This window comes from Limnohabitans curvus (genome assembly GCF_003063475.1).
GTDB classification, from domain to species: domain Bacteria; phylum Pseudomonadota; class Gammaproteobacteria; order Burkholderiales; family Burkholderiaceae_C; genus Limnohabitans; species Limnohabitans curvus.
The window spans coordinates 1,146,051-1,172,252 of the sequence record NZ_NESP01000001.1 but is presented as its reverse complement, the minus strand read 5'-3'; the positions used below and the strand labels follow the sequence as shown (position 1 = coordinate 1,172,252).

Annotated in this window: 24 protein-coding genes; 7 read left to right on the top strand and 17 right to left on the bottom strand. The window is 52.2% G+C overall.

Annotated features, from left to right (window positions below):
* Window positions 1-33: 33 nt before the first annotated feature.
* The 17 genes from B9Z44_RS05845 to B9Z44_RS05765 all read right to left on the bottom strand — a co-directional run bounded on the left by B9Z44_RS05845 (window position 34) and on the right by B9Z44_RS05765 (window position 16,961).
* Window positions 34-3,159, bottom strand: coding sequence for an efflux RND transporter permease subunit (locus B9Z44_RS05845; protein WP_104801469.1), 3,126 nt, complete (start codon window positions 3,157-3,159; stop codon window positions 34-36).
* A gap of 15 nt (window positions 3,160-3,174) precedes the next feature.
* Entirely contained in the window at window positions 3,175-4,779 is a 1,605-nt protein-coding gene (locus tag B9Z44_RS05840) for an efflux RND transporter periplasmic adaptor subunit (RefSeq protein WP_108401913.1), read from the bottom strand.
* Window positions 4,776-6,044 carry a TolC family protein gene (locus B9Z44_RS05835; protein ID WP_104801467.1) on the bottom strand — a complete coding sequence of 423 codons (1,269 nt, stop codon included), beginning with the start codon at window positions 6,042-6,044 and terminating at the stop codon, window positions 4,776-4,778. The genes B9Z44_RS05840 and B9Z44_RS05835 overlap by 4 nt, the downstream gene beginning before the upstream one ends.
* A complete protein-coding gene (locus B9Z44_RS05830) occupies window positions 6,041-6,283 on the bottom strand; it encodes a DUF2789 domain-containing protein (RefSeq protein ID WP_104801466.1) in 243 nt (80 codons plus the stop codon). Before B9Z44_RS05830 ends, B9Z44_RS05835 begins: the two co-directional genes overlap by 4 nt.
* A 157-nt stretch (window positions 6,284-6,440) precedes the next feature.
* Window positions 6,441-8,834 carry a heavy metal translocating P-type ATPase gene (locus B9Z44_RS05825; protein WP_108401912.1) on the bottom strand — a complete coding sequence of 798 codons (2,394 nt, stop codon included), beginning with the start codon at window positions 8,832-8,834 and terminating at the stop codon, window positions 6,441-6,443.
* An 8-nt stretch (window positions 8,835-8,842) separates the two neighbouring features.
* The gene (locus B9Z44_RS05820; RefSeq protein WP_104801464.1) at window positions 8,843-9,352 is read right to left on the bottom strand and encodes a TPM domain-containing protein; all 510 of its coding nucleotides are present in this window, start codon (window positions 9,350-9,352) and stop codon (window positions 8,843-8,845) included.
* Window positions 9,353-9,354: 2 nt separating this feature from the next.
* Window positions 9,355-10,215, bottom strand: coding sequence for a TPM domain-containing protein (locus B9Z44_RS05815; protein WP_104801463.1), 861 nt, complete (start codon window positions 10,213-10,215; stop codon window positions 9,355-9,357).
* Complete coding sequence (locus B9Z44_RS05810; protein WP_108401911.1) at window positions 10,212-10,844, bottom strand: LemA family protein; 633 nt, start codon at window positions 10,842-10,844, stop codon at window positions 10,212-10,214. Before B9Z44_RS05810 ends, B9Z44_RS05815 begins: the two co-directional genes overlap by 4 nt.
* Window positions 10,845-10,878: 34 nt before the next feature.
* Complete coding sequence (locus B9Z44_RS05805) at window positions 10,879-11,169, bottom strand: heavy-metal-associated domain-containing protein (RefSeq protein ID WP_104801461.1); 291 nt, start codon at window positions 11,167-11,169, stop codon at window positions 10,879-10,881.
* Between the two features lie 58 nt (window positions 11,170-11,227).
* Window positions 11,228-11,884, bottom strand: a complete 657-nt coding sequence (locus tag B9Z44_RS05800; RefSeq protein ID WP_104801460.1) for a methyltransferase family protein — start codon at window positions 11,882-11,884, stop codon at window positions 11,228-11,230.
* On the bottom strand, window positions 11,881-12,144 hold the full coding sequence (locus B9Z44_RS05795) for a DUF2933 domain-containing protein (RefSeq protein ID WP_108401910.1): 264 nt from the start codon (window positions 12,142-12,144) through the stop codon (window positions 11,881-11,883). Before B9Z44_RS05795 ends, B9Z44_RS05800 begins: the two co-directional genes overlap by 4 nt.
* A 26-nt stretch (window positions 12,145-12,170) precedes the next feature.
* Window positions 12,171-12,632, bottom strand: a complete 462-nt coding sequence (locus B9Z44_RS05790; protein ID WP_108401909.1) for an EMC3/TMCO1 family protein — start codon at window positions 12,630-12,632, stop codon at window positions 12,171-12,173.
* 88 nt (window positions 12,633-12,720) lie between these two features.
* On the bottom strand, window positions 12,721-13,065 hold the full coding sequence (locus B9Z44_RS05785; RefSeq protein WP_104801457.1) for a copper-binding protein: 345 nt from the start codon (window positions 13,063-13,065) through the stop codon (window positions 12,721-12,723).
* Between the two features lie 7 nt (window positions 13,066-13,072).
* Window positions 13,073-13,555 (bottom strand): DUF411 domain-containing protein, encoded by a 483-nt coding sequence (locus tag B9Z44_RS05780; RefSeq protein WP_104801456.1) that lies wholly within the window; start codon window positions 13,553-13,555, stop codon window positions 13,073-13,075.
* Window positions 13,556-13,583: 28 nt separating this feature from the next.
* Entirely contained in the window at window positions 13,584-14,072 is a 489-nt protein-coding gene (locus tag B9Z44_RS05775; protein ID WP_104801530.1) for a cupredoxin domain-containing protein, read from the bottom strand.
* A gap of 26 nt (window positions 14,073-14,098) precedes the next feature.
* Entirely contained in the window at window positions 14,099-15,511 is a 1,413-nt protein-coding gene (locus B9Z44_RS05770; RefSeq protein WP_104801529.1) for a multicopper oxidase family protein, read from the bottom strand.
* A 16-nt stretch (window positions 15,512-15,527) separates the two neighbouring features.
* A complete protein-coding gene (locus tag B9Z44_RS05765; protein ID WP_108402823.1) occupies window positions 15,528-16,961 on the bottom strand; it encodes a TolC family protein in 1,434 nt (477 codons plus the stop codon).
* A 480-nt stretch (window positions 16,962-17,441) separates the two neighbouring features.
* Here B9Z44_RS05765 and B9Z44_RS05755 point away from each other — a divergent pair, with 480 nt between their 5' ends.
* The 7 genes from B9Z44_RS05755 (at window position 17,442) to B9Z44_RS05720 (ending at window position 26,198) form a co-directional block, all read left to right on the top strand.
* On the top strand, window positions 17,442-18,125 hold the full coding sequence (locus B9Z44_RS05755; RefSeq protein ID WP_104801455.1) for a heavy metal response regulator transcription factor: 684 nt from the start codon (window positions 17,442-17,444) through the stop codon (window positions 18,123-18,125).
* A complete protein-coding gene (locus B9Z44_RS05750) occupies window positions 18,126-19,520 on the top strand; it encodes a heavy metal sensor histidine kinase (RefSeq protein ID WP_104801454.1) in 1,395 nt (464 codons plus the stop codon). It begins immediately after the preceding gene.
* Window positions 19,521-19,554: 34 nt separating this feature from the next.
* A complete protein-coding gene (locus tag B9Z44_RS05745; RefSeq protein WP_104801453.1) occupies window positions 19,555-20,715 on the top strand; it encodes a PIN domain-containing protein in 1,161 nt (386 codons plus the stop codon).
* A 743-nt stretch (window positions 20,716-21,458) separates the two neighbouring features.
* Window positions 21,459-22,658, top strand: a complete 1,200-nt coding sequence (locus tag B9Z44_RS05735) for an ABC transporter substrate-binding protein (RefSeq protein WP_108401908.1) — start codon at window positions 21,459-21,461, stop codon at window positions 22,656-22,658.
* An 84-nt stretch (window positions 22,659-22,742) separates the two neighbouring features.
* Window positions 22,743-23,660, top strand: coding sequence for a branched-chain amino acid ABC transporter permease (locus tag B9Z44_RS05730; RefSeq protein WP_108358422.1), 918 nt, complete (start codon window positions 22,743-22,745; stop codon window positions 23,658-23,660).
* Window positions 23,660-25,480, top strand: a complete 1,821-nt coding sequence (locus tag B9Z44_RS05725; protein ID WP_108401907.1) for a branched-chain amino acid ABC transporter ATP-binding protein/permease — start codon at window positions 23,660-23,662, stop codon at window positions 25,478-25,480. Before B9Z44_RS05730 ends, B9Z44_RS05725 begins: the two co-directional genes overlap by 1 nt.
* Window positions 25,473-26,198 carry an ABC transporter ATP-binding protein gene (locus B9Z44_RS05720; RefSeq protein WP_108401906.1) on the top strand — a complete coding sequence of 242 codons (726 nt, stop codon included), beginning with the start codon at window positions 25,473-25,475 and terminating at the stop codon, window positions 26,196-26,198. The genes B9Z44_RS05725 and B9Z44_RS05720 overlap by 8 nt, the downstream gene beginning before the upstream one ends.
* The last annotated feature ends 4 nt before the right edge of the window (window positions 26,199-26,202 follow it).

The following is a 26,202-nucleotide window of genomic DNA, read 5'->3' as shown; positions in this document are numbered from 1 at the left end:
CAAGCAAGTCAAATTCTCTAGGAGAATAAAAACTCATTTTGAGTTGAGCTCCCGAACTTTAACCAAAGCATAAAGCGCGGGAATAACTGCCAGCGTCAGCACAGTTGAGGAAATCATTCCGCCCACCATCGGGGCCGCAATGCGGCTCATAACTTCAGAGCCCGTACCAGTACCCCACATGATGGGTAATAGGCCCGCCATGATGGCAACTACAGTCATCATCTTGGGGCGAACCCTCTCTACAGCACCTTCCATGACTGCTTGATATAGATCATTGGTATCAGGAATTTTTCCTTCAGAGATGCGTCTTTCCTTTATTTCCTCCCATGCATGATCCAAATAAATCAGCATCACCACTCCAGTCTCAGCAGCTACGCCAGCCAGTGCAATAAAGCCGACCGCAACTGCCACAGATAAGTTGTATCCGAGCAACCACATCAGCCAGACTCCGCCCACCAGCGCGAAGGGAACTGACAGCATGACGATCAGTGTCTCGGTTAATCGCTTGAAATTCAGATACAGGAGCAAGAAGATGATCAGCAGCGTTACAGGAACAACTAGCTTCATCTTTTGTACAGCACGCTCCATCGACTCGAACTGCCCGCTCCAAGTCGCGTAGTAACCAGTAGGAAATTTGACCTGTTCGTTTACCGCCTTACGGGCATCCGCAACGTAACTGCCGATGTCACGCTCACGAATGTCGACAAAGATGTAGGCGGATAGCAGCGCGTTTTCAGTACGAATGCCTGGTGCACCTTTGGCCACCTCAACCCGAGCGACCTGTCCCAGAGGCACCATTGCACCGTCCATGGTGGGCACAAGAACTTCCCGTGCAATTTGCTGCGGGTCTGAACGAAGTTCGCGAGGGTAACGGACTGTCACTCCAAAGCGTTCACGTCCTTCAACGGTGGTGGTCACCATGTCTCCGCCAAGCGCGGTACCGATCACCTCTTGCAAGTCACCTACAGCCAGTCCGTAGCGCGCCAGTTGTGCGCGATCTGGTTCGATGTTCAGGTAGAAGCCGCCAGTGATACGTTCGGCAAATGCAGATGTGGTGCCTGGAACCTGATTGACCACCGTTTCAATCTCGCGGGCCAAACGTTCCATCTCGTTGAGATCCTTGCCGAAGACCTTGATGCCAATCGGTGTACGAATGCCGGTGGACAGCATGTCGATGCGCGCCTTGATCGGCATGGTCCAAGCGTTTGATACGCCCGGGAACTGCAACGCCTTGTCCATCTCGGAAATCAGTTTGTCGGTCGTCATACCTTTGCGCCACTCAGAGGTTGGCTTGAGGTTGATGACCGTTTCAAACATTTCTGTCGGTGCCGGGTCCGTGGCCGTGTTCGCCCGGCCAGCTTTGCCATACACCGAAGCCACCTCAGGGAAACTCTTGATGATCTTGTTCTGCGTCTGCAACAACTCGGCAGCCTTGGTGATCGACATGCCTGGTAACGACGCTGGCATGTAAAGCAACGTGCCTTCATTGAGTGTCGGCATGAATTCGGATCCGAGCTTGCTGGCTGGATATAGCGAAATTCCCAGCACGAAGAGCGCTACGCCAACGGTTAGCTTTTTCTTGTGCATCACGCCAGCGATGATCGGGCGATACACCCAGATCAAGAAGCGATTCACCGGATTTTTAGCTTCCGGCATGATTTTTCCCCGGATGAACAGCATCATCAGTACAGGCACCAGTGTCACCGAAAGCATTGCCGCCCCCGCCATGGCGAAGGTCTTAGTGTAGGCAAGCGGTGAGAACAGACGTCCTTCCTGCGACTCAAGCGTGAACACGGGCAAAAAGGACACGGTGATGATCAAAAGCGAGAAGAACAATGCTGGTCCCACCTCCTTGCACGCAGTGATCATGGCCTCAACCCGTTGCGCGTTATCGTGGTCTTCGGGTAAGCGTTCCAGATGCTTGTGAGCGTTCTCAATCATCACGATGGCTGCATCCACCATGGCACCAATCGCGATGGCAATACCTCCCAAGCTCATCAAATTCGAGTTCATGTCCAGCAGACGCATGGCAATAAAAGCGATCAACACCCCCACAGGTAGCATCAAAATTGCCACCAGAGCCGAGCGAACGTGCATCAGAAACACAACGCAGACCAAGGCAACGATCAGACTTTCCTCCAGCAGCGTGCGCTTGAGAGTGTCGATCGCGCGGTGAATCAAATCAGAGCGGTCATACACCGCTTGGATGCTGACCCCCTCCGGTAATCCTGCTGAGACTTCCGTGATCTTTTCCTTGAGGTTGTGGATTACCTCTAGGGCATTTTGACCGTAACGAGACATGGCGATGCCGGAGACGACCTCACCCTCACCGTTGAGTTCAGTGATGCCGCGCCGCTCATCAGGAACCAATTCAACTCGTGCAATATCTCGCACCAACACTGGCGTTCCCTTGTCGGACTTGACGACAAGATTCTCGATATCCGAAACGCCGCGCAGGTAGCCACGTCCCCGAACCATGTATTCAGTTTCGGCCATTTCGACCACACGGCCACCAACATCTCGGTTGGATTCGCGCACCACCTGAGACACTTTGGCCAGAGGAACGCCGTAGGCGCGGAGTTTTACAGGGTCGACAGTGATCTGGTAAGTCTGGACAAACCCACCGATGGAAGCCACTTCGGCGACCCCATGTGCTTTTGTGAGTTGATACCGCAGGTACCAGTCTTGCAAGGTGCGCAGTTCAGCCAGGGTTTTGTCCTTGGCCAGCACGGCATACTGGTAAACCCAGCCCACCCCGGTTGCATCAGGACCGATTTGTGGCGTCACCCCCTTGGGCATGCGACTGGACGCGAAGTTCAAATACTCCAGTACCCGTGAACGCGCCCAGTAAATATCGGTGCCATCTTCAAAAATGATGTAGACAAAGGACGCGCCGAAAAATGAAAAGCCCCGAACGACTTTCGATTTCGGAACCGACAACATGGCTGTGGTCAGTGGATAAGTGACCTGGTCTTCAACCACCTGCGGAGCTTGTCCTGGGTACTCTGTGTAAACGATTACCTGAACATCAGACAGATCGGGAAGCGCGTCCAGTGGTGTCCTGATGACGGCGAATACACCGCCAACAACGACGAACAAAGTAGCAAGCAGGACCAAAAAACGGTTTCGTCCTGACCAATCAATGATCTTTGCAAGCATGGTGTCCCCCAAAGATCAGTTGTGACCAGTGTGTGGATTGGCCGCACTTGCCGTGACAGGCTTGATGGCGGTGATGATCCATTCGCCCTGGCCACGCTCAACGAACTCAAAGCTCAAAGACATTCCAGGCTTCAGACCAGATAGCAGGCTGCTATTTGCAACCTTGAATTCCATGGTCATGGCAGGCCATTTAAGGGTGGATACCGGACCGTGTGCGATCGTCAGCGAACCACTTTTGGTATCGATGTCCTCGATTTTTCCTTCTGCACGATGACCTACGGATGCCGTGGTCTTGGATTCTGCCGATCCTCCTTTAGAAGCTGCCGCCCCGTGTCCCGAATGTCCCAGCCCCCCGATCGCAGCCTTGAGGTTACTTTCGGCGTCAATTAAGAAGTTCGCAGCAACAACTACCATCTCGCCATCTCGCACGCCCTCCAGAACCTCGATGCGATCATCGCTACGCGCGCCAAGCTTGACCTCCCTTGGATCGAAGCGTCCTTCCTGCACTTGAACAAGAATGATTTGACGAGTCCCGCTATCAATCACGGCGGACGTAGGAACGGTTAGCACAGAACGCTTGCTGTCTACGGGCAGTTCGACCTGCGCAAACATGCCGGGCTTGAGAAGTCCATGTGGATTCGACAACTCCACGCGAACCGGAACGGTTCGCGTCTCCGATTTGAGGGTCGGGTAAACATAGGTAATTGCCCCCGAAAACTGCTTCTCTGGATAGGCGTTGATCCGCACAGTGGCCTTGGCACCGGTTCGAATCTGACCGATGTCTTGCTCAAAGACATCGGCAATCACCCATACAGAGGCCAGATTGGTAACTTGGTAAAGCATTTCTCCCGGCATAAAACGCATGCCTTGAACGGCCTTCTTCTCGGTAACGATGCCCGAAACTGGTGAACGCAGCGTTAATGTGCGACGCGTCGCTGTAGATTGGGTCAAAGCCGTGATTTGTTCATCCGAGATATCCCAGTTGCGTAGTCTTGACAAGCTGGAGTCCGCCAGTTCACGCATGCCTCGCTGGGCTTCTTCACTGGCACTTTTCAAGGAATCAACACCTTGCGATGCAATGGCGTATTCACGCTGAGCGGAGACCAATTCGGGACTGTACACATCGAATAGTGGCTGGCCTTTGCCAACCGGTTGACCCGTTGCATTGACATACAGACGTTCTACATAGCCCTCAAACTTGGGAGCAATGGTGAAGGTCTGGCGCTCGTCAGGCTCTATTCGTCCTGCTGCACGCACGGTCTTGTTCAGAGCTTGCGTGCTTGCTGCCTCGACGCGCACGCCCAGCTTTTGAACTTTATCCGTGCTGATACGAATCAAATTTGCACTACCGAGTGTCGATTCCTGCTCTCCCTCATAGACCGGTATGTAGTCCATGCCCATAGGATCTTTCTTGGGCGTGGGCGAGGTGTCGGGCAGCCCCATCGGATTCCGGTAGAAGAGTATTTTTCGTGCTTCAGAAGCACTCTTGGCTAGCGTATTTGTTTCAGCACTACCATCCTTATGAACAATGGCTTGCTGTTTCCCATACCAATATCCTCCACTTGCTGTCAAGGTTGCAACGAATACCGCCGCCATGCCCAACTTCAAGGCAGTTGTCATAATTCTTCTCCTACGATGCGCTCGATATCCGCGAGACGCATTTGTGCATTGATGCCTGCCTTGACTTGATTCAACTTGGCTTGGCGGATTTGCTTTTGAGCATCCAGAAGTGTCGCAAAGTCAACTTTTCCTGATTCATATCCAGCAAGAGCCGACCGGAAGTTCAACTCTGACTGGGGTAGAAGACTTTCTGTTGTCAAAGTGAGCGAGCGTCGCTCTGACTCAAATCCTGTAACGTTTTCATAAAGATCAGCCAGGACTTGGTTGTTTATCGCTTCTCGTCTGGAGCGTGAGGCGGAAAGCATGGCGTCAGACTCTCTTTCCTGTGCTCGACGAGCGCCTTGCTGCAGTGGGATATTGATTTCAACCATCAACTCCCATTCGCGAACTGAGTTGCCGTATTGAATGGGTGACGCGCCCACAGTGAAGTCAGGAAATCGATTTTTATAAGCAAGTTCACGTGTCTTTTCCGCCGCTTTGATCTGTGCACCTTCAACTTGCAAGAGTGGATTGTTCGAACGAACACGTTGTTCTAAGGCTGAAAAATTCAAAACTTCCGGCGTAGGTAGAGACCGAATTTGTGTTGGTCTTGCTAGTGGTTCATCGGCTTGCCTGCCTGTCAGAGCATTCAACCTCGCTTGCAATTGACGACGCTCCGACTCAATGAAAATCAACTCACTGCGTATAGCGGTTTGTTCCACTTGAGACCGGATAACGTCTTGCTGAGCAGCCAGCCCACTTGCATACCGAACCTGAGCCACTTTTTCTAAACGAACCATTAGATCCAAAATTTCCTGGGTCAAGCGTTCGCTTTGATCTAAATAGTAGAGTTGTGCGTAGGTTGTTTTTATCTTCGAGGCCAACTCAAGCCAAGTACTTGTTACACGTACTTTCGCTGCTTCAGAAAGGGCTTCAGCTGTTTCACGCTTTAGTTCACGCTTGCCAAACCAAGGGAGGTCTTGCATTAGCAAGTAGCGCGTGCTTCCAACACGACTGGGTGAAAGGGTGGGTCCCTGTTCTCCCATACGTGTGATGTCACGCCACTCAGTGCGAAATTTAGGATCTGGGAGTGACCCGGCAGGTATAACTCTTTCAGATGCAGCATTCGCATCAAAGCTCATGCTGGCTAAGTCAGGATTTCTTTCCTTGGCTAGCTTTAGTAATCCTTGCAAATTGCTACCAATTTGTAGATCTTGGCCGTAGCTCGTTGGGGCAAGAAAGAGAGTGAAGCACGCTGCAGCGATGGCCGATTTGAAGTTAATCATTGCTTTCCTCGCCGTAGGGCCGCATTCAGCTGATCAATAACTTCGGCCCAGTCTGCGTCCTGGAGTATTTCATCACGTAGCAGGGTAGATTGCGCCTGCGTCCAAAAGGGCGCGTTTTCCAAACGAATAGATGGGTCAAGTGGGCTATGGTTCTCTAGAAAATGTTTTATGCCATCAACATCGGATGGCAGACCCAACTGCAAAAAGAGTTCAGTAAAGCGGTGGTAGCTTTGATTCATTGCACAGATTCCAATTGGCTTCAAATGTCGCTGGCCTGCGCTTGGTCAGACTAACGATTTCATTTTCTAAATATGTACCTGTTGTGAAGATGATGGCCAGATTACATTCATGTAACCTGATGACCTACACTGACTATTTCATAACCTGGTTTTAGTCTTATTCACCACGACGCAAGCGAAGGGCATTGCCGATCACCGAGGCCGAACTGAAGCTCATGGCCAGCGCAGCGATCAATGGGGACAGCAGCCAGCCAGTCAATGGATACAACACACCCGCCGCAACAGGAATCCCCAACGCGTTGTACAGAAAAGCAAACATCAGGTTCTGTTTCATGTTGCGCACAGTGTCCTGTGAGAGCGTGCGGGCTACCGCAATCCCGCGCAAATCACCTTTTACGAGAGTCACCTGGGCACTGTTCATGGCCACATCAGTGCCTGTTCCCATGGCGATGCCGACATCGGCCTTGGCCAGTGCAGGTGCGTCGTTGATACCGTCGCCAGCCATCGCTACGATACGGCCTTGTTTTTGCAACTGGTCCACGAGAGCCAGTTTGTCTGCGGGCTTGACTTCACCATGCACCTCGTCGATTCCAAGTCGTTCGCCAACTGAGCGGGCAGTGGTCAAGCCGTCACCTGTCGCCATGACGATACGCAGACCGGCAGCCTTGAGAGTGGCCAGAGCCTCGGGCGTGCTAGCCTTGATCGGATCAGACACGGCTAACAAGCCTGCTAGTTGCCCATCAACGGCCAGATGCATTACGCTTGCTCCCTCTGACCGCAATAACTCCGCCTGTGACACCAGTGCCTGGACAGCCACACCAAGCTGCTCCATCAATGCCGTGTTGCCCAGAGCCAGTTGTCGTCCTCCAACCTGACCTCGCACGCCAATTCCTGAACCCGACTCGAAGTTCTCAGGTTTGTCCAAAGACAGATGACGTTCGCGGGCCGCGCGCACGATGGCATCGGCCAGTGGGTGCTCGCTGCCTTGGTCCAGGCTGGCCGCAAGGCGCAGCACCTCTATTTCGTTAAAACCCGGGGCAGCCACCGCGCGATCAAACGCCGGTTTACCCTCCGTCAGCGTGCCGGTTTTATCGATGATCAGGGTATCAATTTTTCTCAGATTCTCAATTGCAGCGGCATCGCGGAAAAGAACGCCATGGGTGGCACCACGCCCGGTGGCGACCATGATGGACATCGGTGTGGCCAGGCCCAGCGCACAGGGGCAGGCGATGATCAGAACTGCAACTGCGTTAATCAGGGCATAAACCCAGCTTGGCTCGGGACCGAACAGGCCCCAAGCAAAAAAAGTGAGCAAGGCAACGCTGACAACTGCCATCACGAACCACCCCGCTACGGTGTCAGCCATTCGTTGCATCGGTGCTTTGGAGCGTTGCGCTTGGGCCACCATTTGAACGATTTGAGAGAGCATGGTGGCCGCGCCGACTTTTTCAGACCGCATCACGAGAGAGCCATTGGTGTTGAGAGTTGCTCCAATCACCTTGTCGCCAACTCGCTTAGACACTGGCACGGGTTCACCGGTCAGCATGGATTCATCGATGGCGCTACTGCCCTCGGTCACTACTCCATCAACTGGAACTTTTTCGCCGGGGCGAATGCGTAGCAAATCTCCTACATGCACATGCGTTAATGGAACGTCTTCCTCAGAGCCATCGGGACGCAGGCGACGTGCCGTCTTAGGGGCCAGCCCGAGAAGTGATTTGATTGCAGCAGAAGTCTGAGAGCGAGCCTTGAGCTCAAGAACTTGTCCCAACAAGGTTAGTGAAATGATGACAGCCGTTGCTTCGAAATACACAGCGACTCGGCCCATCGAAATAAAGGAGTCTGGAAATACCTGCGGTGCCACAGTGGCAACCACGCTGTAAACAAAGGCTGCACCGGTGCCCAGGCCAATCAGTGTCCACATATTGGGACTGCGGTTTACAACAGATTGCCAGCCTCGAGAGAAAAATGGCCAGCCAGCCCATATAACGATTGGCAGTGAAAGCGCAAATTCGATCCAGCTTTGCACAGACATGTCAAACCACTTCAACCGGTGGCCAGCCATCGCCAAAAATGTCACGATGATGGTGAGTGGAAGCGTCCACCAAAAGCGTCTTTGGAAGTCACGCAACTCGGGGTTTTCGTCTTCTTCCAACTCAGGCAAAAGCGGTTCGAGTGTCATGCCGCACTTGGGACAATTTCCTGCATGATCCTGCCGGATTTCAGGATGCATAGGGCAGGTATAGATTGTTCCTGCGGCAGCAGATGTCATTTGCGACTTTTCAGCGTTTCCGCTCATGTACAACATGGGGTTGACATCAAACTTCGTTTTGCATTTGGTCCCGCAAAAGAAAAATGTGCTTCCCATGTGTACAGATTGATACGCAGCCTGCCTGGTTACTGTCATTCCACAAACAGGATCTTTTAGGTCCGTGGTGTTGCTCTTACTAGATTTCTCAGAAGAAGACGCGTCGGGATGTTCTATTGGGTTGTGGTGAACGTGCCCGTGTTCGTGTTCGTGGGCGTGAGGGTCGTGTTGGTTTTCATTCATAGTATTTTTTAGTTTTTAAAATTCAACATGACGGGTGCGTCAGGAAGTTCGTTTTCATGCTTTTCATGAGCGGAAAAATGGAGGCCGATCACATTCGCAATTGCCGCTATTCCTTTTAATGCACCTGTCTCGAACTCTGATCTGGAGAAATGGTCTTGCATGGTTTGACATATCGACCGCCAACATTCATCGCCAGCCTTGATATGAATTCCCCTGTCGGCAACGATCTCCACCGCACGATCAGCAAGCAGTACATAAACTAAGACACCATTGTTGTGTTCAGTGTCCCAAACTCTTAGCTGAGAAAACACCTCGATGGCGCGGTCGCGAGATGATTGGCCCTTGAGAAGACGAATGCCGTCTAAGCCACCTTCTATCGCCAAGCGAATCTCACCGCCATGCAAATGTTCACTGTTATGAATCGCTTTTGTGATGGCATCAAGGCTTTCACGTTTAAAAGCACGGTGGACCTGCCAATCTGAGAACAGCAAATGTTGAAAGATACGTTTGATTGGCATAGTCACCACCTTCCCGATGCGCCGCCGCCGCCGAATCCGCCACCACCACCTCGAAATCCGCCGCCGCCCCATCCATGACGCCCACCCCCTGACATACCGCCTAATCCGTGAAGCACCGTAGACGCCCCGATCAGCGTGACGAACATAGCGGCAATGCCAGCGAAGATGGCGAGAAGCAGTGATCCGACAACCAACCAGGCAAGGCCAGTCACGACCATACCCGTGACGAGTGAACCGCCAACTCTTCCGAATGCACTGCGCAATACACTGCCGACACCTAAAGACACAATCAACAAGAAGGGGACAAGTTGACGAAGTCCTTGATCGGAATTTTTGGAGTGGCGTTGATGTTCTGGTAGTGGTTCACCATCGATTACAGAGATGATTTGTCCAACGCCCGATTGAAGTCCTTGGAAAAAATCGCCTCGCTTGAAATGGGGAACGATAACTTCACTGATGATTCGCTTACTGGTGATATCAGATAAGGCACCTTCTAGACCGTAGCCGACTTCGATACGTACAGTCCGATCATCTTTGGCCACCACCAAAATAACGCCATCATCCACCTTCTGCCGACCCAGCTTCCACTGCTCGGCTACGCGCAGTGCATATTGTTCGATGCCCTCAGGAGCGGTGGTTGGAATGATCAATACCGCCAGCTGAGATCCCTTGCGGGCTTCAAATGCTGACAGGGTTTGCTCCAGTGCGGTCTTCTGATCTTGTGTGAGTGTGCCGGTTTGATCAGTAACATGCCCCACTAGGGGCGGCACCGCAACCTGCGCCTTGGCAACGTAAGGAGCGAAAAGTGCCAACGATAGCCAGCAGGCTATCAGAAAGCGGTATATCACTCCTTTACCAATCATTTGGTGATCCCGGGTGTGGAGCTTTGATTCGCAGCCGGAGCGCTATCAAAATTTACAGAGGGGGGCTTGGTGATTTCTTTCTCATTCTCCACAGTGAAATTGGCCTTCTCTTTGTAACCAAAGACCATTGCGGTCAGATTTGATGGGAAGGACCTGACTGTCACGTTGTATTCTTGAACTGCTTTGATATACCGATTTCGTGCCACCGTGATGCGGTTTTCGGTGCCTTCCAGCTGTGCCTGCAAATCTCTGAATGCTTGGTTGGCTTTCAGATTGGGATAATTCTCAGATACCACCAGCAGGCGAGAGAGCGCGCCTGACAACTGACTTTGTGCCTGTTGAAATTTTGCGAAAGCAGCCGGATCGTTGATTAGCTCCGAATTCACTTGGATCGAGGTGGCTTTGGCTCGTGCTTCCACCACTTTGATCAGGGTGTCTTGCTCGAATTTAGTTTCCCCTTTGACTGTGCTCACCAGATTGGGGATCAAATCTGCGCGTCGTTGGTATTGGTTCAGAACTTCTGCCCAACTGGCCTTGATTTGTTCGTCAGTATTTTGGAAAGTGTTGTACCCACAACCACTCAGAGTAAGGACAAAGACTGATATCAGGAGAATAAATAATTTGCACATGCTGATTACTCCAAAGTGATTGTGAATTTTCAGGTTAGCCGCAACAGCAGCGACCTGAGTTTCTAGGCTGCGATGTACACCCGGGCTTGGTAGTTGCAGTCGCAGGAGAAGACTCGGTTGCGATGTTCGCGACGTAGTCTTCTTCGGCCAGAGCAGCGATAAGCGAGGTACTTCCTGCTTGCAAGTCGCCCTGTACTCTGGCTCGGCCACTTAATAGATCCACCTCGACATGTACCACGCCAGGAACAGCTTGCAATGCTTGTTTGACATGCTTTACGCATGATCCGCATGTCATGCCCTCTACTGTCAATTCAATCGTTTTCATTGATGTGTCCTTTCATGTGGTTCATTGATTTAAATACACATCAATGATTCAATGCTGATTAGTCTTTGGGTGTGCCAGATGACGGGGAAAGATTCGGAAAAAAGCGAGGAGTTCTTTTTGCGTATAGGTCGTACACGTCACCAAATTGAGATCGCATCTCCTCTTCTTCAGTAACAGCCAGTCGACCGTACATGAGAAGAAGAATTGGAAACATGACCAAGGTCAGTAACGTGGGCCATTGCAGGAGAAAGCCAAGCAAAATCATCACAAAGGCTACATATTGCGGATGCCGAATGCGTGCATAAGGACCGCTGGTGGCCAGAGAGTTACGCCGTTGAGCGTGGTACAGGACATGCCAAGCTGTAGAAAGCAAATAGAAGCCATAGCCAAGGAATATGTAGCTGGCGATGTGCAAAACTCCAAAATGTGGATCTCCTTTCTCGCCTAGTAGTGTCGACCACAGGTGTCCCGAGTTATGGGAAAGCAAATCAAGTCCTGGGAACCGAGTTTGCAGCCAGCCCGACATTAGATAGATGGTCAGCGGAAAACCATACATTTCAACAAACAAAGCAACGACAAACGCCGCGAAGGCGCCAAAGGTCCTCCAGTCACGTCCAGTAGCTGGCTTGAAGAAACTGAAGGCGAACATGATGAAGATCGCTGAATTGAGAATTACCAAAGACCACAAGCCATAAGCCGATTCTGAGTGGTTCATGATGGTTCTCCTGGTTTGCGTGGTTCTGAACTGCTGGAATCATGGTGGTGATGTCCATGGCTTCCATGACCGCCATGCATGAATACGTGCATCAAGGGGCAGGCTAGCAACAGCAAAAATGGCAAAGCACCCACTACGTGGGCCAGATGCTCCGTGAGTAGGAAGTAGGCCGCTACCCCTCCAATTACCAGCAGTCCAATCGCATAGCGCGTGGTCCAAAAGCTCGGTGGCGCCTCATGACCTTCATGTGGATGTTCCATAAAGGATCTCCTAGTAGGAAAAAATATTATTTAACCGTTGCAGCGGGCATGCGGTCCATCATCATTTGCATCATGGACTCCATCATTTCCATACGCTTTTCCATCATCTGCTGACGATCAGCCATGTTGCCATTCATTCCTTTGCCGCCTTCCATGCCGCCCATGCCGGACATAGCGCCCATTTGCTTCATCATTCCCATTCCGTCCTGCATCATCTTCATGTGCTCTGCCATAAGTGCTTGACGTTCCTCAGGCGTTTTTGCAGACATCATCTTTTCATGCATGGCTTGCATGTTTTTCATCTGTTTATCCATCGCTGCCATCCTGTCGGCATTCATGGTTTTAGCCGTTGATTTCTTGGATGCAGCAGCAGGTTGGGTTGTGCCCGCTGGGTGATGATCTTTGTGCTCATCGGAGGTTTGAGCAAGAGTGCCTATTGAGGCCGCTGCTACACAAAATCCAATCAGAGAGTTGCGAATATTGGTCATGACTTACTCCTTACCAAGTTTGAAAAAAACCACTTGCGCAAATCTGATGATCGCGTAGGCAGCAACCGCACACCGCTTCGGTGTATTCCTATCGGGCTGGCTGTATGTCTGTCAAGACCATCTTGCCGCCTTCGTTGCTCACCATAAACTTAATTTTTTCGCCAGGCTTGACGTTGGTCAATAAAGTCTTGTCTTTGGCCGTGAACACCATGGTCATGCTAGGCATGTCTAAGTGCTTTATCTCACCGTGCTTGATCGTGACCTTTCCCGTTTCAAGGTCAACTTTCTTGACTTCCCCATCTGTCATGACGGGATTCATTTGTGACATGTTCATCTTGCTGTGATCCATGGCGGCTTGGGCAAAACTGCTCAACGGCAGGGCCATGCCAATAGTCAAGACGGCAATTGCGAATTTTCTATGGATAGTTTTCATGTTGTCCTCATAAGTAGGAGTTGAATACTTTTGATGATCCGTCTTTTTGAATCAGCAAAACTTGATAGGCGTCTCGCCTCTTTCCGTAGGCTGGACCATCCATTCCTGGCGATCCGATTGGCATACCGGGAACAGCTAGCCCAAGAGCCTGCGGCTTTTCTTCTAGCATCCGTTTGATGTCTTCTGCTGGAACATGTCCTTCAATGACATAGCCATCAATCAGAGCTGTGTGACACGATGCGAACTTCTGAGGCATTCCTAGACGCGAGCGCGCGGCATTGTTACCTTGATCTAGAGCGGCTACCTGAAATCCATTTTTTCCAAGATGGGAAATCCAATCCTTGCAGCAGCCGCAATTAGGGTCTTTCCAGACCTGTATGGTGGTCGTTCGAGCACTAGCAGCATTGGTCAAAAATGCACCTCCCAATGCGATAGCACTCAGAACGAATGTGCGTCTCACAGCATTCAATTCAGAAACTTGGTGTTGCATGTCTTGAGCTCCTTTGCTAAGGTCGAATTTATTTCTTACCAACCTTGATCACGCCCTTCATTCCAGACTCATAGTGGCCGGGCATCAGGCAAGCGAAATTTACAGACCCTGCCTTTGTGAACTGCCAGATGATCTCACCCTGTTTTCCAGGCTCCAGCGTGACTTTGCTCGGTTCGTCGTGCTCCATATCTGGGAATTTTTTCATGACCTCTAGGTGCTCTAACAACTCTTTCTGAGTTCCCAAACTAAGTTCGTGCTTGACCTGGCCGTTGTTCTTGACAACGAAGCGGACTGTTTCACCTTGCTTGACCTTTATGTCTGAAGGAGTGAACCGCATGTTGTCTGTCATCTCGACGTTGATGCTGCGACTTGCTTTTGCTGCGACGCCTGGTTTCCCGATGGCCGAGTCTTCGTGGTCATGACTATGGCCGCCAGCGTGATTGCCTCCAGCAAATACAGTGGCCGACAAAGAAAGGGCGGAAAGGGCTAAAAATGTCGGAAATAACTTGTTGTTCATGAATTTCTCCAGTTGAAGGAAATGGATCAATGTCCGTTGTGTGACGTGGGTTTTCGTATCTGAACTTCTGTGACGGGTGAAGATTTCTGCACTCGCGGCATAGATTGACCTCCTTCAGATTTAAAACGAGCGGGCTCAGCCAGCGGACCTGTGTATTCGTGTGCTACCGTACCTTTTGGGTGTTTAAACCACCCGGGATCTTTGTAATTCCCTGGCTTTTGATCTTTGCGTACTTTCAACACACTGAACATGCCGCCCATTTCAACCGAGCCAAATGGCCCTTCACCCGTCATCATTGGAGCGGTGTTGTCTGGAATAGGCATTTCCATTTCAGTCATGTCAGCCATACCACGCTCTCCCATGACCATGTAGTCTGGGATTAGCTTGTTGATTTTTTTCGCAACTCCACGATGATCAACCCCGATCAGATTGGGCATTGCGTGCCCCATGGCATTCATAGTGTGGTGGCTCTTGTGACAGTGAAATGCCCAATCCCCTTCCTCATCTGCAACAAACTCAATCTGTCGCATTTGGCCAACCGCAATGTCAGTTGTAACCTCTGGCCAGCGGGTGGTTTTGGGCGTTGGACCACCATCAGTGCCAGTTACAGTAAATTCATGGCCGTGTACATGAATCGGATGATTCGTCATCGTCAAGTTGCCCACGCGGATTCGAACTTTGTCGTTCAATCTGACGTTGAGCGTATCGATGCCCGGAAAGATGCGGCTATTCCAGGCCCAAAGGTTGAAGTCCAGCATCGTCATTGTTTTTGGCGTATAGCTTCCTGGGTCTATATCAAAGGCATTCAAAAGAAAGCAAAAGTCGCGCTGAACCTCGTCAATCATTGGATGCTTAGATTTCGGATGCGTTACCCAGAAACCCATCATCCCCATGGCCATTTGCGTCATTTCATCTGCATGTGGGTGGTACATGAAAGTACCGGGCCGTCGAGCCACAAACTCATACACAAAAGTCTTGCCTGGTTGAATGGCAGGCTGTGTCAGACCAGCCACCCCATCCATGCCGCTAGGCAAGCGTTGGCCATGCCAGTGGATGCTGGTATGTTCTGGTAGCTTGTTCGTTACAAAGATCCGAACCCTGTCACCTTCCACAACCTCGATGGTGGGACCGGGGCTCTGCCCGTTGTAGCCCCACAAGTGCGCCTTAAAACCGGGAGCCATTTCACGTACTACCGGTTCCGCCACCAGATGAAACTCTTTGACACCTTGGTTCATGCGCCAAGGCAAAGTCCAGCCATTGAGTGTGACGACGGGGTTGTAGGGCTGACCATTGTTCGGCACTAGGGGGGCCATGGTTTGCGGAGATGACTGAATAACAGGTTCCGGCAATGCTGCCATGGCTACACGACTCACAGCAGTGGCTGCTACCGCGCCACCGGCAATACCTGCATATTTGAAAAATTCTCTTCTAGATGTCATCGCGTGGTCCTTTGAATCAATGGCCAGCGCCACCAGCGTTTGGTGTGCTGGTTGTGACGGACAGTGAAGTATTGGTGGGGCGGCCAATCAATGCTGCTTGAAGTGCAGCATCGGCCAGCCAGAACTGCTGTTCAGCGTTGATCGCGGCGATCACGGTATTGACTTGATCTCGGGCGTCGGCAATCAGTTCGAAAATTCCGATGATCATTCCGTTGTAGCGCAGTTGGTTTTCTTCTGATATCACCTTGCGCACTGGAATCACTTCCTCTCGATGATGCCGCGCAATTTCGTGTGCTGTCCGGTAGGCAGAGTAGCTTTCACGCAGGTTAGAGCCCGCTGTCCGTATCGTTGCTTCTAGTTGATTAGCTGCCGCCAATGTTCGAGCATTCCAAGCATCTCGTTGCATCCCACCCCAATCAAAGATGGGTAAGCGAACACCAATTTCATAGCCTCTCGGATCTGACCGGGTGCCAGTTGAATTGTCGATTTTTGTATTGCGTCGAGCCGTCAATTCGATGTCTGTGACGCTCGTAATCTTTCCCAATCCTTGTGCTCGACTAGCGCCATCAAGCGCCGCCTGTGCCAATCGAATATCCAAGCGCGTCTTGGTAGCTGTGGCTCCGATCTCGCCCGGATCAAGCGCTTGCTTTGGCAGGTCGGGTAATCGCTCTGGCAACTGGAGCAGTCCGGCTTGAGCCTCGTCGAGGCCGAGTAACCTGATCAATTCTTCACGTGTTGCGTTGGTTACGTGCTGAGCAGTTGCCAAGCGACTCGCAGAATCTGCATAGAAAGCTTGCTCTCGAGCACGACTGAGACGATTAAAGTTGCCGACAGATTGCATGCGGCGAGCCAGCTCTGCGCTGGCCTCGGCACTTTCAAATACCTGATGCGCGTAATTCAGAGTCTGTTTTGCAGCAACGGCACGAACCCATGCCTGTCGAACTCGTGTGACGTGATCAACAACCTCACTTGTTAGACGCAGTTGCGCTTGCTCAATTCGACGCTCTGCAATTCCTTTACGTGCAGGTAAGGTCAATATGTCGAGCAGACCAAATGAAAGAGCTCTACCCAGCTCCAGTTCATCACCAGCGACGAGCCGTTCAAAACTGAATACCGGGTTGGAGATGCGCCCATTTTGTGCAGCATCCGCCGACTCGGCCCATCCTTGAGCCAGTAGGCCTTGCAATGCAGGGCTGTTTACCAAAGCCAACTGGACGGCTTCCTTTTGTCCCACGGGCGCTTTCAGTAGCGTCGCGGCAGCCTGAGCACGCTGAGTGCGCTCCTCATTTGTACGTGCCAGTGTCAGCTTACCTTCGGCAAATCCCGCTACTTCTTCATTGACTCGTCCAACGTTTTGTTCGAAGCTGACGCTCGCACAACCAGCCAATATTGCCACTGCGATGATTGACAGTGGCAGCCTGATATGTGAAAGGTATGTGACACGCTTCATCATTTTTCGCCTCCATGATGAGTTGCGTGCGAGTCTGGGGAAGTTTGCGCTTCTGAGGCTGGTTGACCTGCGGAAATCTCTTTTGCGTATGCACGCCAACCTCCTATGCGTCCTACTCGATCATTAGCCTCGCGCCAGGATAAAACCTCTTGATCAGCATAGGCTTGATAGCCGCCAATTGCCGATTTGTACTGCAACTTTGTAGGCAACCTGCTTTCTGATGTCGAGGGCGGAGTTGGCGCTACTGCTTGGGCACTTGCAGCAACTGACAGAAATGCCAGGGCACCAGAAAGCATTACGCTGAACAGTGATGTTCGATGTGGCATGAGTGTCTCTTGGTCATCCATTGATTGATAGGATGCGATTCTGAAGAGCAGCGCCTGACAACAATGCGTCTGTCTGATTACATATTTGTTATCTTCGTGTCAGGCTTCATAAAACTTGTCACACTACAGACTGGCGCACTGAAGGAGGACCGTTGTGAAAATTCTGATCGTCGAGGACGAACCCAAAACAGGCGAATATCTGAGGCAGGGCTTACGCGAAGCCGGATTTTTAGTGGAACTGGCGCAAACGGGAATCGATGGTCTTCATTTGGCGGAGCAGGGTGACTTCGAGCTCGTAATACTGGATGTGATGCTGCCAGGGCTCAACGGCTGGCAGGTCTTGGAGGCTCTTCGTAAGCGTGGCTTGAACATGCCTGCCATGTTCCTGACCGCAAAAGATCAGGTCGAGGACAGAGTCAAGGGGCTGGAGCTAGGGGCGGATGACTATCTAGTCAAACCCTTCTCTTTTGCGGAGTTGTTGGCTCGAGTCCGAACCATTCTGCGCAGAGGTAAAAGTGGAACTGAAAATACGACCTTGAGGGTGGCTGATTTGGAATTAGATTTGCTACGGCGGAGAGTTTCTCGTGCCGGAAAGCGAATTGACTTAACCGCAAAAGAGTTCGGCCTGCTTGAACTCCTGATGCGCAGACAGGGGGAAGTGTTGCCGAGATCGTTGATTGCATCACAAGTGTGGGATATGAACTTTGACAGCGACACCAATGTTATTGAAGTAGCCATGCGTCGTTTGCGAGTGAAGATCGATGAGGGGCAAGAAGTCAAGCTGATTCAAACAGTACGCGGAATGGGCTATGTACTTGAAGCGCCGGAGACGCATTAGATGTTTAAAAGCTTTTCACTGACGAGCCGTCTAACCATTTTTTTTACATTGGTTGCTGCTACTGTTGTTTTGGGTCTCGGTTGGATATTAATGACTGCAGCAGATCGCCACTTTCTGGACCTTGATCGTGTTGCGTTGGCTGACAAAAGGCAGCTAATTGAAGGCATTCTTTCAGATGCCAATTCATCGGATGATGCCCGTTTGCGGCTTGGTGAATCATTGAGTCACCACCATGGACTTTGGGCTTTAATTAGAAGCTCAAGCGGTGAAACATTATTTCAATCTGAGGGATTTAATCCTCCTGAAAGCTCTCGGCAATCTATGAATGGGAAGGATGGGAGAGAGTTAAAAACTTGGAAGGACAATGCAACTGAATTTCATGCGATTGAATTTCAAGCGAAAGCCAAGTACATCCAGGATGTGGACTTCGACGTCTCCTTGGCGATTGATGCTGAGCACCATCAGGAATTTTTGAAAGAATTGGAGCGAAGCTTAGCAATTTACGCTGTCATGGCAACGCTTGTAAGCGGTTTTCTAGGCTGGGTGGCAGCTCATCAAGGATTGGCACCTCTGCGAGCCATGAAGACCAGGGCCGCAGGCGTCTCAGGTCAACAACTGCAAGAGCGCATGCCTGTAGATGCAGTCCCGATTGAGATGGCTGATTTGGCCCGTGAGCTCAATCAAATGTTAGATAGGTTGCAGAGTGATTTTCAGCGCTTGTCCGAATTTTCTTCAGATTTGGCTCATGAGTTGCGTACTCCAATCAGTAACCTGCTCACGCAAACGCAGGTAACACTTTCAACTAAACGCGATGTAGCGACTTACCGTGAAATTTTGGCGTCAAACGCCGAAGAGTTACAGCGCTTGGGTCGGATGGTATCTGACATGCTCTTTTTGGCGAAAACAGAGCGCAGTGTTGAGTTGCCAAACAAAGAAAAATTTTCTGCAGCTCACGAAATTCTGTCCTTGTGTGAGTTCTACGAAGCAGTAGCTGAGGAAAAGAGAATTTCGCTGACGACGTATGGAGATGGTGAAATTCTTGGGGACCGATTAATGTTCCGCCGCGCTGTTAGCAATTTACTTTCGAATGCATTGCGACACACTCCAGAAGACGGGAAGGTGGATGTGGCAGTCGTTGATAAGGGGTCTGTTACAGAGGTCCGGGTTGAAAACACCGGTTCAGAGATTGATCCACAAGTACTTCCTCGTTTGTTTGATCGCTTCTTTCGGGCTGATCCGGCACGGTCTCACCCAGAATCTGATGGTGCCGGATTGGGCTTATCAATTACGAAAGCTATCGCTGAAATCCATGGAGGTACAGCCACGGTCACATCTAATCAAGGTAGAACACGATTTTCCCTGCAGTTTCCACATTCAATCAATGAAGTCGGTTGACTTCATTTGTTCATAGTTGACCGAAGGGAGTTGTATGCCTATTGGATTGCCAAGTGCGCAAGCATTACTCGAAGATAAGAGCGTTGGTTTCTTTTCGATCGATACGGACGTACTTCATAACCATGGGTACAAATTTTCTGCCGGTGCTTTACGCGCGTTGCCATTGCAGAGGCCAGCTTGGCTGAGCATTCAGCAAACCGAGATCGTTGAGCGGGAAGTTCATAGTCATCGGATGGAGCCGGTGTCCAAGGTCGCTAAAGACTTGAATACGGCAATTGCGAAACTGCAACGCCTATCAGGGGTGAATTTCAACCCAGTCAGCGAGCAAATCAAAGCGCTTGATTCCGAATCTGTTGCCGCGCGCAATTTTTCCAGAGAATTCAGGGCCTTTGTGGCAAGCCTAGGTGGGGGCGTCCTACCAATAGCTGGACCAGATTTGGCGCGGCAGATATTTGACCGCTACTTCCAGGAAGCAGCACCATTTGAAGCCAGAAAGAAGTCCGAATTCCCCGATGCTGCCGCGCTCTTGACACTGGAAAACCATGCCAAGGCAACCCAAAAGCAAGGCATCTTGATCTCAAGGGACGGCGGTTGGGCAGATTTCGCCAAGCACAGTGATTGGCTCTACTGTGTGAAATCCTTGGATGAATTCGCTGCGCTGTTCAAGTCCACCAATCCGGTGGCGGCGGCCGTGACTACGAAAGTGAGCGCGGAGCTAAGAAACACCGCCAGCAGTCTTTCTACGTTGGTGCAAGCCGCAGTTGAAAATCATGTCGCCGGTGCATATTGGAATGCAGATGATGTCTGGACCGGGTTTTGTCACCGTGTTGAGGCAGAGGTGGATCAAGCGCACTACCTCGCTCACTCGGTGGACCTGACTGGAATCGGTACATGGTTGGTGGAGCATGACCCGAGCATTTGCATCATCGAGGTCAGGGCTACAGTTCAGGTTTCTGTGGACGTAAATGTTGAATTCTTTGTATATGACACGATCGACCATGATGAGCTTAATTTTGGCTCTCTAGAAGTCACACGCAATCATGAGATGGAAGTGGATGTGTTCATCACTTTGCGCGGCGATCTTGAGCATGTCGCAGTTGATGAATTAGACCCATCAATTGAACTGGCAGGCGGTGAGTATGACGTCGAGGTCGGGGAGGTTGATCCTGACTTTGGTGAGGAGTCATATGCGTGAATATGAAGTCGACGTTCGTTGCCCCTTGTGCAACGCCCAGACCCGGCTGAATTGACTGATGGCGCATGCAAAGAAGGCCCATCCTGACGTTAGCGCAGCAGACTTCAAAAAGGCCTTGGAGCAGAAATTAAGTTCGGATCCTTCAACAGTGGATCTGAGGCGGGTCACGCGTTCGGTCAACATGGTTTCGGCGACCGAGCGAGTTCGAGATGTCCGCGACCAGCACCACACAGCCACCTTTTCGGGCGGGGCCATTGGCGGCGGCAAGAAACGCTAGATGGGGATAGAATCAGATCTACGTAAGCGCCACTAGGTTGGAGCAAGCAGTCGACACACGCACTGGGCCGGAATTTCCCGAACCAGTGAGGTGGTTAGAGCAGATCCTTGGATGCACCCCGTATTCCTCATTGAGGGGCAATTTCAGGACGGTACGCCTCACTCCTGCGGGATGAGTGTTTGCCAGTCTGCTATACTCCACCACCAAAACGAGAAAGCCTCAGTGTTCGCACTGAGGCTTTTTTATTTTCTGGATCGTTCGTTGACCGTGTCAAGCGCACGGCACCGACCTCTTGGAGTCCCAAAGTGCGTGACATCGCATTGGGGACACGTCCTAACTGTTCTATCAAACTGTACCTTTCTGGGTGGGTACAGTTTGTATAAAGTGTGACGCACACGTGTTCACGCCGCTTATGTGGCGAGCGCGTGCGGTTCAAGTAGCAGTGACGTCAACCAGGAGACAAGACATGAGAATGATTCATAAGATAGCCAAGGCCGCGGCCATTGCCCTGACGGCGGTATGTGCCATCAGTGCACATGCGCAAGATGTGATCAAGATTGGCTACACAGCAGACCAATCTGCCAGCGGCGTTGCCGAGCTGGGCATTGCCGGACGCTGGGGTTTTGAAGCCGCGATTGAAGATTTGAACAAGGCTGGCGGCATTCTTGGCCGTAAGGTGGTGGGTGTGGTGCGTGATGACCTCGGCACGCCCCCCAAGGCCATTCAAAACGTCACCGAACTGATTGACAACGAGAAAGTGCAAGCCATCGTCGGCCCCGCCAACTCGGGCAACGCGTTGGCTTGGTTGCATCTGCCGCAACAAAAGAAGATTCCTGTGGTGGTGCCAATTGCGACCTCGACAGAGATCACGACGCGCTACGCCAAAGAAGCACAGAACTACCTCTTCCGCGTCTCCATGGTGGATCGCGAGCAAGTGGCTTTGTTGGCCGCTTATGCCGCGAAAGCCTCAAAGGGTCACAAGATCGCGATCTTGGCTGACTCCACGGGTTATGGCCAAGGTGGTATCAAAGACGCCACCGAAGTGTTGGCATTGCATGGCGTCAAGCCTGTGGCTGTTGAAAAATACGGCCCCAAGGACACAGACATCACCTCGCAGTTGACCAAAATTCGCGATGCTGGCGCAGACACTGTGATCATCTATGGCATTGCAGACGGCGCGGCCAACGTGTTGCGCAGCATGGAAAAAATCAACTACCTGCCTACGACGCTCGGCACTTGGGGCAACCTGAGCTCGTTGTTGCCTCGCTTGGCCGGTCCAAAGATGGCCGACCACCTCATCTTGGCTGCTTCGACGACCGAAGATTCCAATGCCAAGACCAAGTCTTTGGGTGAGCGCGTGCGCAAGAACTTCCCCACGTTGACCACGTTCCCTTGTTCGGCTCAGGCTTATGACTCGGTGATGTTGTTGGCTGCGGCCATGAAGGCAGCAGGTACCACCGACGGCGAGAAAGTGGCTGCCGCGCTGGAAAACGTGAACAACGTTGAAGGCGTGATCAAGACCTACAACAAGCCGTTCTCCAAGACCGACCATGAAGGCTTGGGCGTCGCTGACTTCTACTTGGCCAAGTGGAAAAACGGCACGACGGTGGTGCGCTACGAAGATGCTGTGACAAAGTCGCTCACTGCAGCGGATTTGAAGAAGTAATTTTGCTGTTCCCCTGACGCCTTGCGTTTCCCTCGGGTCCTTGTGTGACTGGGGGAGCGCTCGGCGCTCTTAGAAAGTTTCCCCATGGTTGCTATCTTGCAAGCCTTGCTGAGCGGACTCGCGTTGGGCGGTATTTACGCGCTCGTCGCCGTCGGTTTCAACATCACCCACAACACCACGAAAACCTTCAACTTTGGACAAGGCGAGTTCTTGTCGGTGGGTACGGTGGTTGCGGTGTCTGCCATGCTGTTGTTGTCTGGCAAAGACATCCATGGCGCGTTGACGCCTGAAGACGTGACGGTGTGGCGAATGATCGCTGCGCTCGTGATTTGTATGGCCGTTCTCGGTGCGCTGGGTGTGTTGCTGTACTACACCGCCGTGCGACCTTTTGTCGGTGGTGGCGGTTTGGCTTGGGTCATGAGTACCCTGGGCTTTGGCATCATCATTCAAAACGCGGCCTTGGCCGTTTGGGGGCCTGCCGCCATGGTGGTGCCTTCTATATTGGGGAGCGATGTCATTCGCATCGGTGGCGCGGGTGTGCTGCCACAAGAAATTTTGGTGCTGGTTTTTAGCATTTGCATCATGTTGGGGTTGGACTTGGTGATGCGCAAAACCAAGATCGGCAAAGCGGTTCGCGCCGTCGCGCACAGCAAGAACGCCGCGACCTTGATGGGCATCAACGTGGGCGCCGTCGTCGTGCTCGCCTTCGTGATCAGTTCGGGCTTGGCAGGTGTTGCTGGCTTGCTGATTGCACCGATCACCACTGCTTCGGTTTTCATGGGCTTGCTGATTGCGTTGAAGGCGTTTTCAGCTGCCATCGTGGGCGGACTCTCGAACGCCCGTGGCTGCATGTTGGGTGGTTTTATGTTGGGCATCATGGAAGCCATGGTGGGTCTGTGGCAAGCAGAGATGCGAGAGATCAGCATCTTCTTGCTCATCATCATTGTGCTGGTCGTCAAGCCTGAAGGCTTGCTGGGCACACGTGTTGTGGAGAAAGTGTGATGAAGGCTTACAACACACACTGGATGGGTTTGATGTTGGTGGTGGCTGCCATCGTCATTGGCCCACAACTCACAAATAACGGCTTCTACCTGAAGATCATGTTCATGATTGGCGTGAACTACCTGGCCGCTGCTGGCCTGAATGTGTTGGTGGGACACACAGGACAGAAGTCACTGGGCCATGCCGGCTTGTTTGCCGTTGGCGCATACACAGTGGCGGTGCTGACGGCACGCCACGGTTGGAATCCTTGGGTTGCATTTTTGGCGGCGGGTGTCGTCGCCGCATTGTTTGGTGCGCTCATCGCTTTGCCAGCCTTGCGTGTCAAGGGCCCCGCCTTGGCGATGGTGACCATTGGTTTTGGCATCGTGGCTGAAAAGGTTGTCGCCGAGTGGCAAGACGTGTTTGGCGGTCAGGCCGGTATCTATGGTGTGGTGCCGCCGACCTGGGGCAGCCAGTCTCTGGATGACCGCGACTGGGTGTGGCTGGTGTCCGCGTTGTGCATCGTCACACATCTGATGCTGCGCAGTTTGTTGAACGGCAAATATGGACGCGCCTTCATGGCCGTCAACACAGCTGAAGTGGCGGCTGAAAGCGTGGGGGTGAGCGTTTACCGAATCAAGGTCATTGCGTTTGTCATCAGCGCCGTCACTTGTGGCTTTGCTGGCGCTTTGATTGCGCAGCAGAACCAATTTATTTCTTCGGACTTCATCACCTTCAACATGTCGATCTTCTTCTTGTTGATCGTCTTGTTTGGCGGCAGTTCGGTGTATGGGCCTTTGCTGGGCGCGGTGGTGTTGACCTTGCTCGACAACTTCTTGGCGCGTTGGCCCCATGTGCAACATTTCACCTATGGTGCGTTGTTGTTGTTTGCGTTGTACGCCATGCCAGACGGCCTGTCCGCTTGGCTGCGTTCGATTGCCGTTCGAATTTTTCCGGGGTTGGCGCGTCACCCTGCTTTGCCCTCGGCGCTGAGTCCTTGGCGTTTGCATGCGAACGAAGCCTTAGAAGCCAACCGCCCTTTGTTAGAGGCCAAGGGCCTTTACAAAGCCTACGGTGGTGTCGTTCCCACCAACGACGTGGACCTGACGCTGCGCACAGGCCATGTGCATTCCTTGATCGGTCCGAATGGCGCTGGCAAGACCACCTTGCTCAACATCCTGTCGGGCGTGGTCGAACCTGATCGCGGCACGATTCGTTTCAATGGCACAGATGTGGTGGGCATGTCTATCAACGGTGTGGCGCGCTTAGGCTTGGCGCGCACGTTTCAAAACCTGCGTTTGTTTGTTGACATGACCGTTTTGGACAACGTCAAGGTTGGCTTGCATCGCCACATGGAGGCGGGGTTTTGGTCTTGCTTGTTTGGCTCGCGGCTTTCTGCGCGTAGCGAAATTCAGGCAACAGAAGAAGCGCTGCAAATTTTGGGGTTCCTTGGTTTGGCCGACAAAGCGTATGAGCGTGCAGGCAGCTTGCCCTATGGCGTGCAGCGTCGCGTGGAAATTGCACGCGCCTTGGCGACCCACCCACGGTTGCTGTTGCTGGATGAGCCAGCGGCCGGATTGAACCCACATGAAACCCGTGACTTGGTGGACGTGATTGCCCGCATTCGCGACCTAGGCATCACGGTCTTGTTGATTGAACACCACATGGACTTGGTCATGCGCATTTCAGACCATGTCATCGTGCTGGACTATGGCCAAAAGATTGCAGAGGGCAAGCCCGCTGAGATTCAAAGTAACCCCCGTGTGATCGCCGCCTACCTTGGGACCGAGGATGAGACGGATGATGCAAACGATGTGGTGACAGGAGCGACCCATGGTTGATACCCCCTTGTTAAAAATTGAAAATCTTGAGGTCCGCTATGGGGCGGTGGAAGCCCTCAAGGGTGTCTCCATCCACGTGAATGCGGGCGAGGTGGTCACCATCATTGGCGGCAATGGCGCAGGCAAAAGCACCTTGATGAAAACCATTTCGGGTTTGGAGCCAGCGGCTGCTGGCCGTGTGATGTTTGAAGGCCACGACATCACGCGCATGCCGGGTTATCAGCGGGTGGCGCTTGGCGTGGCTCAGTCACCCGAGGGGCGACAGGTGTTCCCTGATCAAACCGTGCGCGACAACTTGTTGCTGGGGGCGTACCACCGCAAGGCCAGTGCTGCTGAGTTGGAAGCCGACTTGCAAGCGCAATTTGAAACCTTCCCTCGCTTGCGTGAGCGTCAAGAGCAACCCGCGGGCACCATGTCCGGCGGTGAGCAACAAATGTTGGCCATTGCACGGGCGCTGATGGCGCAGCCTAAGCTGCTGCTGTTGGACGAGCCGTCGCTCGGATTGGCGCCGTTGATCGTGAAAGAAATTTTTGCGGTCATCCGTGCGCTCAAGTCACGCGGCGTGACCATCTTGCTGGTCGAGCAAATGGCCAACCAAGCGCTCGCCGTTGCTGATCGTGCGTACGTGTTGGAGACCGGGCACATCACCATCGAAGGCACGGGCGCTGAGCTGCGTCGAGACCCCCGCATTCGTGCGGCTTATTTAGGTGAGCATTGAACGC

Excerpts from the sequence above, each read along its gene's own strand:
- B9Z44_RS05845 (WP_104801469.1), bottom strand. The coding sequence starts at position 3,159 with ATGCTTGCAAAGATCATTGATTGGTCAGGACGAAACCGTTTTTTGGTC.
- B9Z44_RS05840 (WP_108401913.1), bottom strand. The coding sequence starts at position 4,779 with ATGACAACTGCCTTGAAGTTGGGCATGGCGGCGGTATTCGTTGCAACC.
- B9Z44_RS05835 (WP_104801467.1), bottom strand. The coding sequence starts at position 6,044 with ATGATTAACTTCAAATCGGCCATCGCTGCAGCGTGCTTCACTCTCTTT.
- B9Z44_RS05830 (WP_104801466.1), bottom strand. The coding sequence starts at position 6,283 with ATGAATCAAAGCTACCACCGCTTTACTGAACTCTTTTTGCAGTTGGGT.
- B9Z44_RS05825 (WP_108401912.1), bottom strand. The coding sequence starts at position 8,834 with ATGAATGAAAACCAACACGACCCTCACGCCCACGAACACGAACACGGG.
- B9Z44_RS05820 (WP_104801464.1), bottom strand. The coding sequence starts at position 9,352 with ATGCCAATCAAACGTATCTTTCAACATTTGCTGTTCTCAGATTGGCAG.
- B9Z44_RS05815 (WP_104801463.1), bottom strand. The coding sequence starts at position 10,215 with ATGATTGGTAAAGGAGTGATATACCGCTTTCTGATAGCCTGCTGGCTA.
- B9Z44_RS05810 (WP_108401911.1), bottom strand. The coding sequence starts at position 10,844 with ATGTGCAAATTATTTATTCTCCTGATATCAGTCTTTGTCCTTACTCTG.
- B9Z44_RS05805 (WP_104801461.1), bottom strand. The coding sequence starts at position 11,169 with ATGAAAACGATTGAATTGACAGTAGAGGGCATGACATGCGGATCATGC.
- B9Z44_RS05800 (WP_104801460.1), bottom strand. The coding sequence starts at position 11,884 with ATGAACCACTCAGAATCGGCTTATGGCTTGTGGTCTTTGGTAATTCTC.
- B9Z44_RS05795 (WP_108401910.1), bottom strand. The coding sequence starts at position 12,144 with ATGGAACATCCACATGAAGGTCATGAGGCGCCACCGAGCTTTTGGACC.
- B9Z44_RS05790 (WP_108401909.1), bottom strand. The coding sequence starts at position 12,632 with ATGACCAATATTCGCAACTCTCTGATTGGATTTTGTGTAGCAGCGGCC.
- B9Z44_RS05785 (WP_104801457.1), bottom strand. The coding sequence starts at position 13,065 with ATGAAAACTATCCATAGAAAATTCGCAATTGCCGTCTTGACTATTGGC.
- B9Z44_RS05780 (WP_104801456.1), bottom strand. The coding sequence starts at position 13,555 with ATGCAACACCAAGTTTCTGAATTGAATGCTGTGAGACGCACATTCGTT.
- B9Z44_RS05775 (WP_104801530.1), bottom strand. The coding sequence starts at position 14,072 with ATGAACAACAAGTTATTTCCGACATTTTTAGCCCTTTCCGCCCTTTCT.
- B9Z44_RS05770 (WP_104801529.1), bottom strand. The coding sequence starts at position 15,511 with ATGACATCTAGAAGAGAATTTTTCAAATATGCAGGTATTGCCGGTGGC.
- B9Z44_RS05765 (WP_108402823.1), bottom strand. The coding sequence starts at position 16,961 with ATGAAGCGTGTCACATACCTTTCACATATCAGGCTGCCACTGTCAATC.
- B9Z44_RS05750 (WP_104801454.1), top strand. The coding sequence starts at position 18,126 with ATGTTTAAAAGCTTTTCACTGACGAGCCGTCTAACCATTTTTTTTACA.
- B9Z44_RS05745 (WP_104801453.1), top strand. The coding sequence starts at position 19,555 with ATGCCTATTGGATTGCCAAGTGCGCAAGCATTACTCGAAGATAAGAGC.
- B9Z44_RS05735 (WP_108401908.1), top strand. The coding sequence starts at position 21,459 with ATGAGAATGATTCATAAGATAGCCAAGGCCGCGGCCATTGCCCTGACG.
- B9Z44_RS05730 (WP_108358422.1), top strand. The coding sequence starts at position 22,743 with ATGGTTGCTATCTTGCAAGCCTTGCTGAGCGGACTCGCGTTGGGCGGT.
- B9Z44_RS05725 (WP_108401907.1), top strand. The coding sequence starts at position 23,660 with ATGAAGGCTTACAACACACACTGGATGGGTTTGATGTTGGTGGTGGCT.
- B9Z44_RS05720 (WP_108401906.1), top strand. The coding sequence starts at position 25,473 with ATGGTTGATACCCCCTTGTTAAAAATTGAAAATCTTGAGGTCCGCTAT.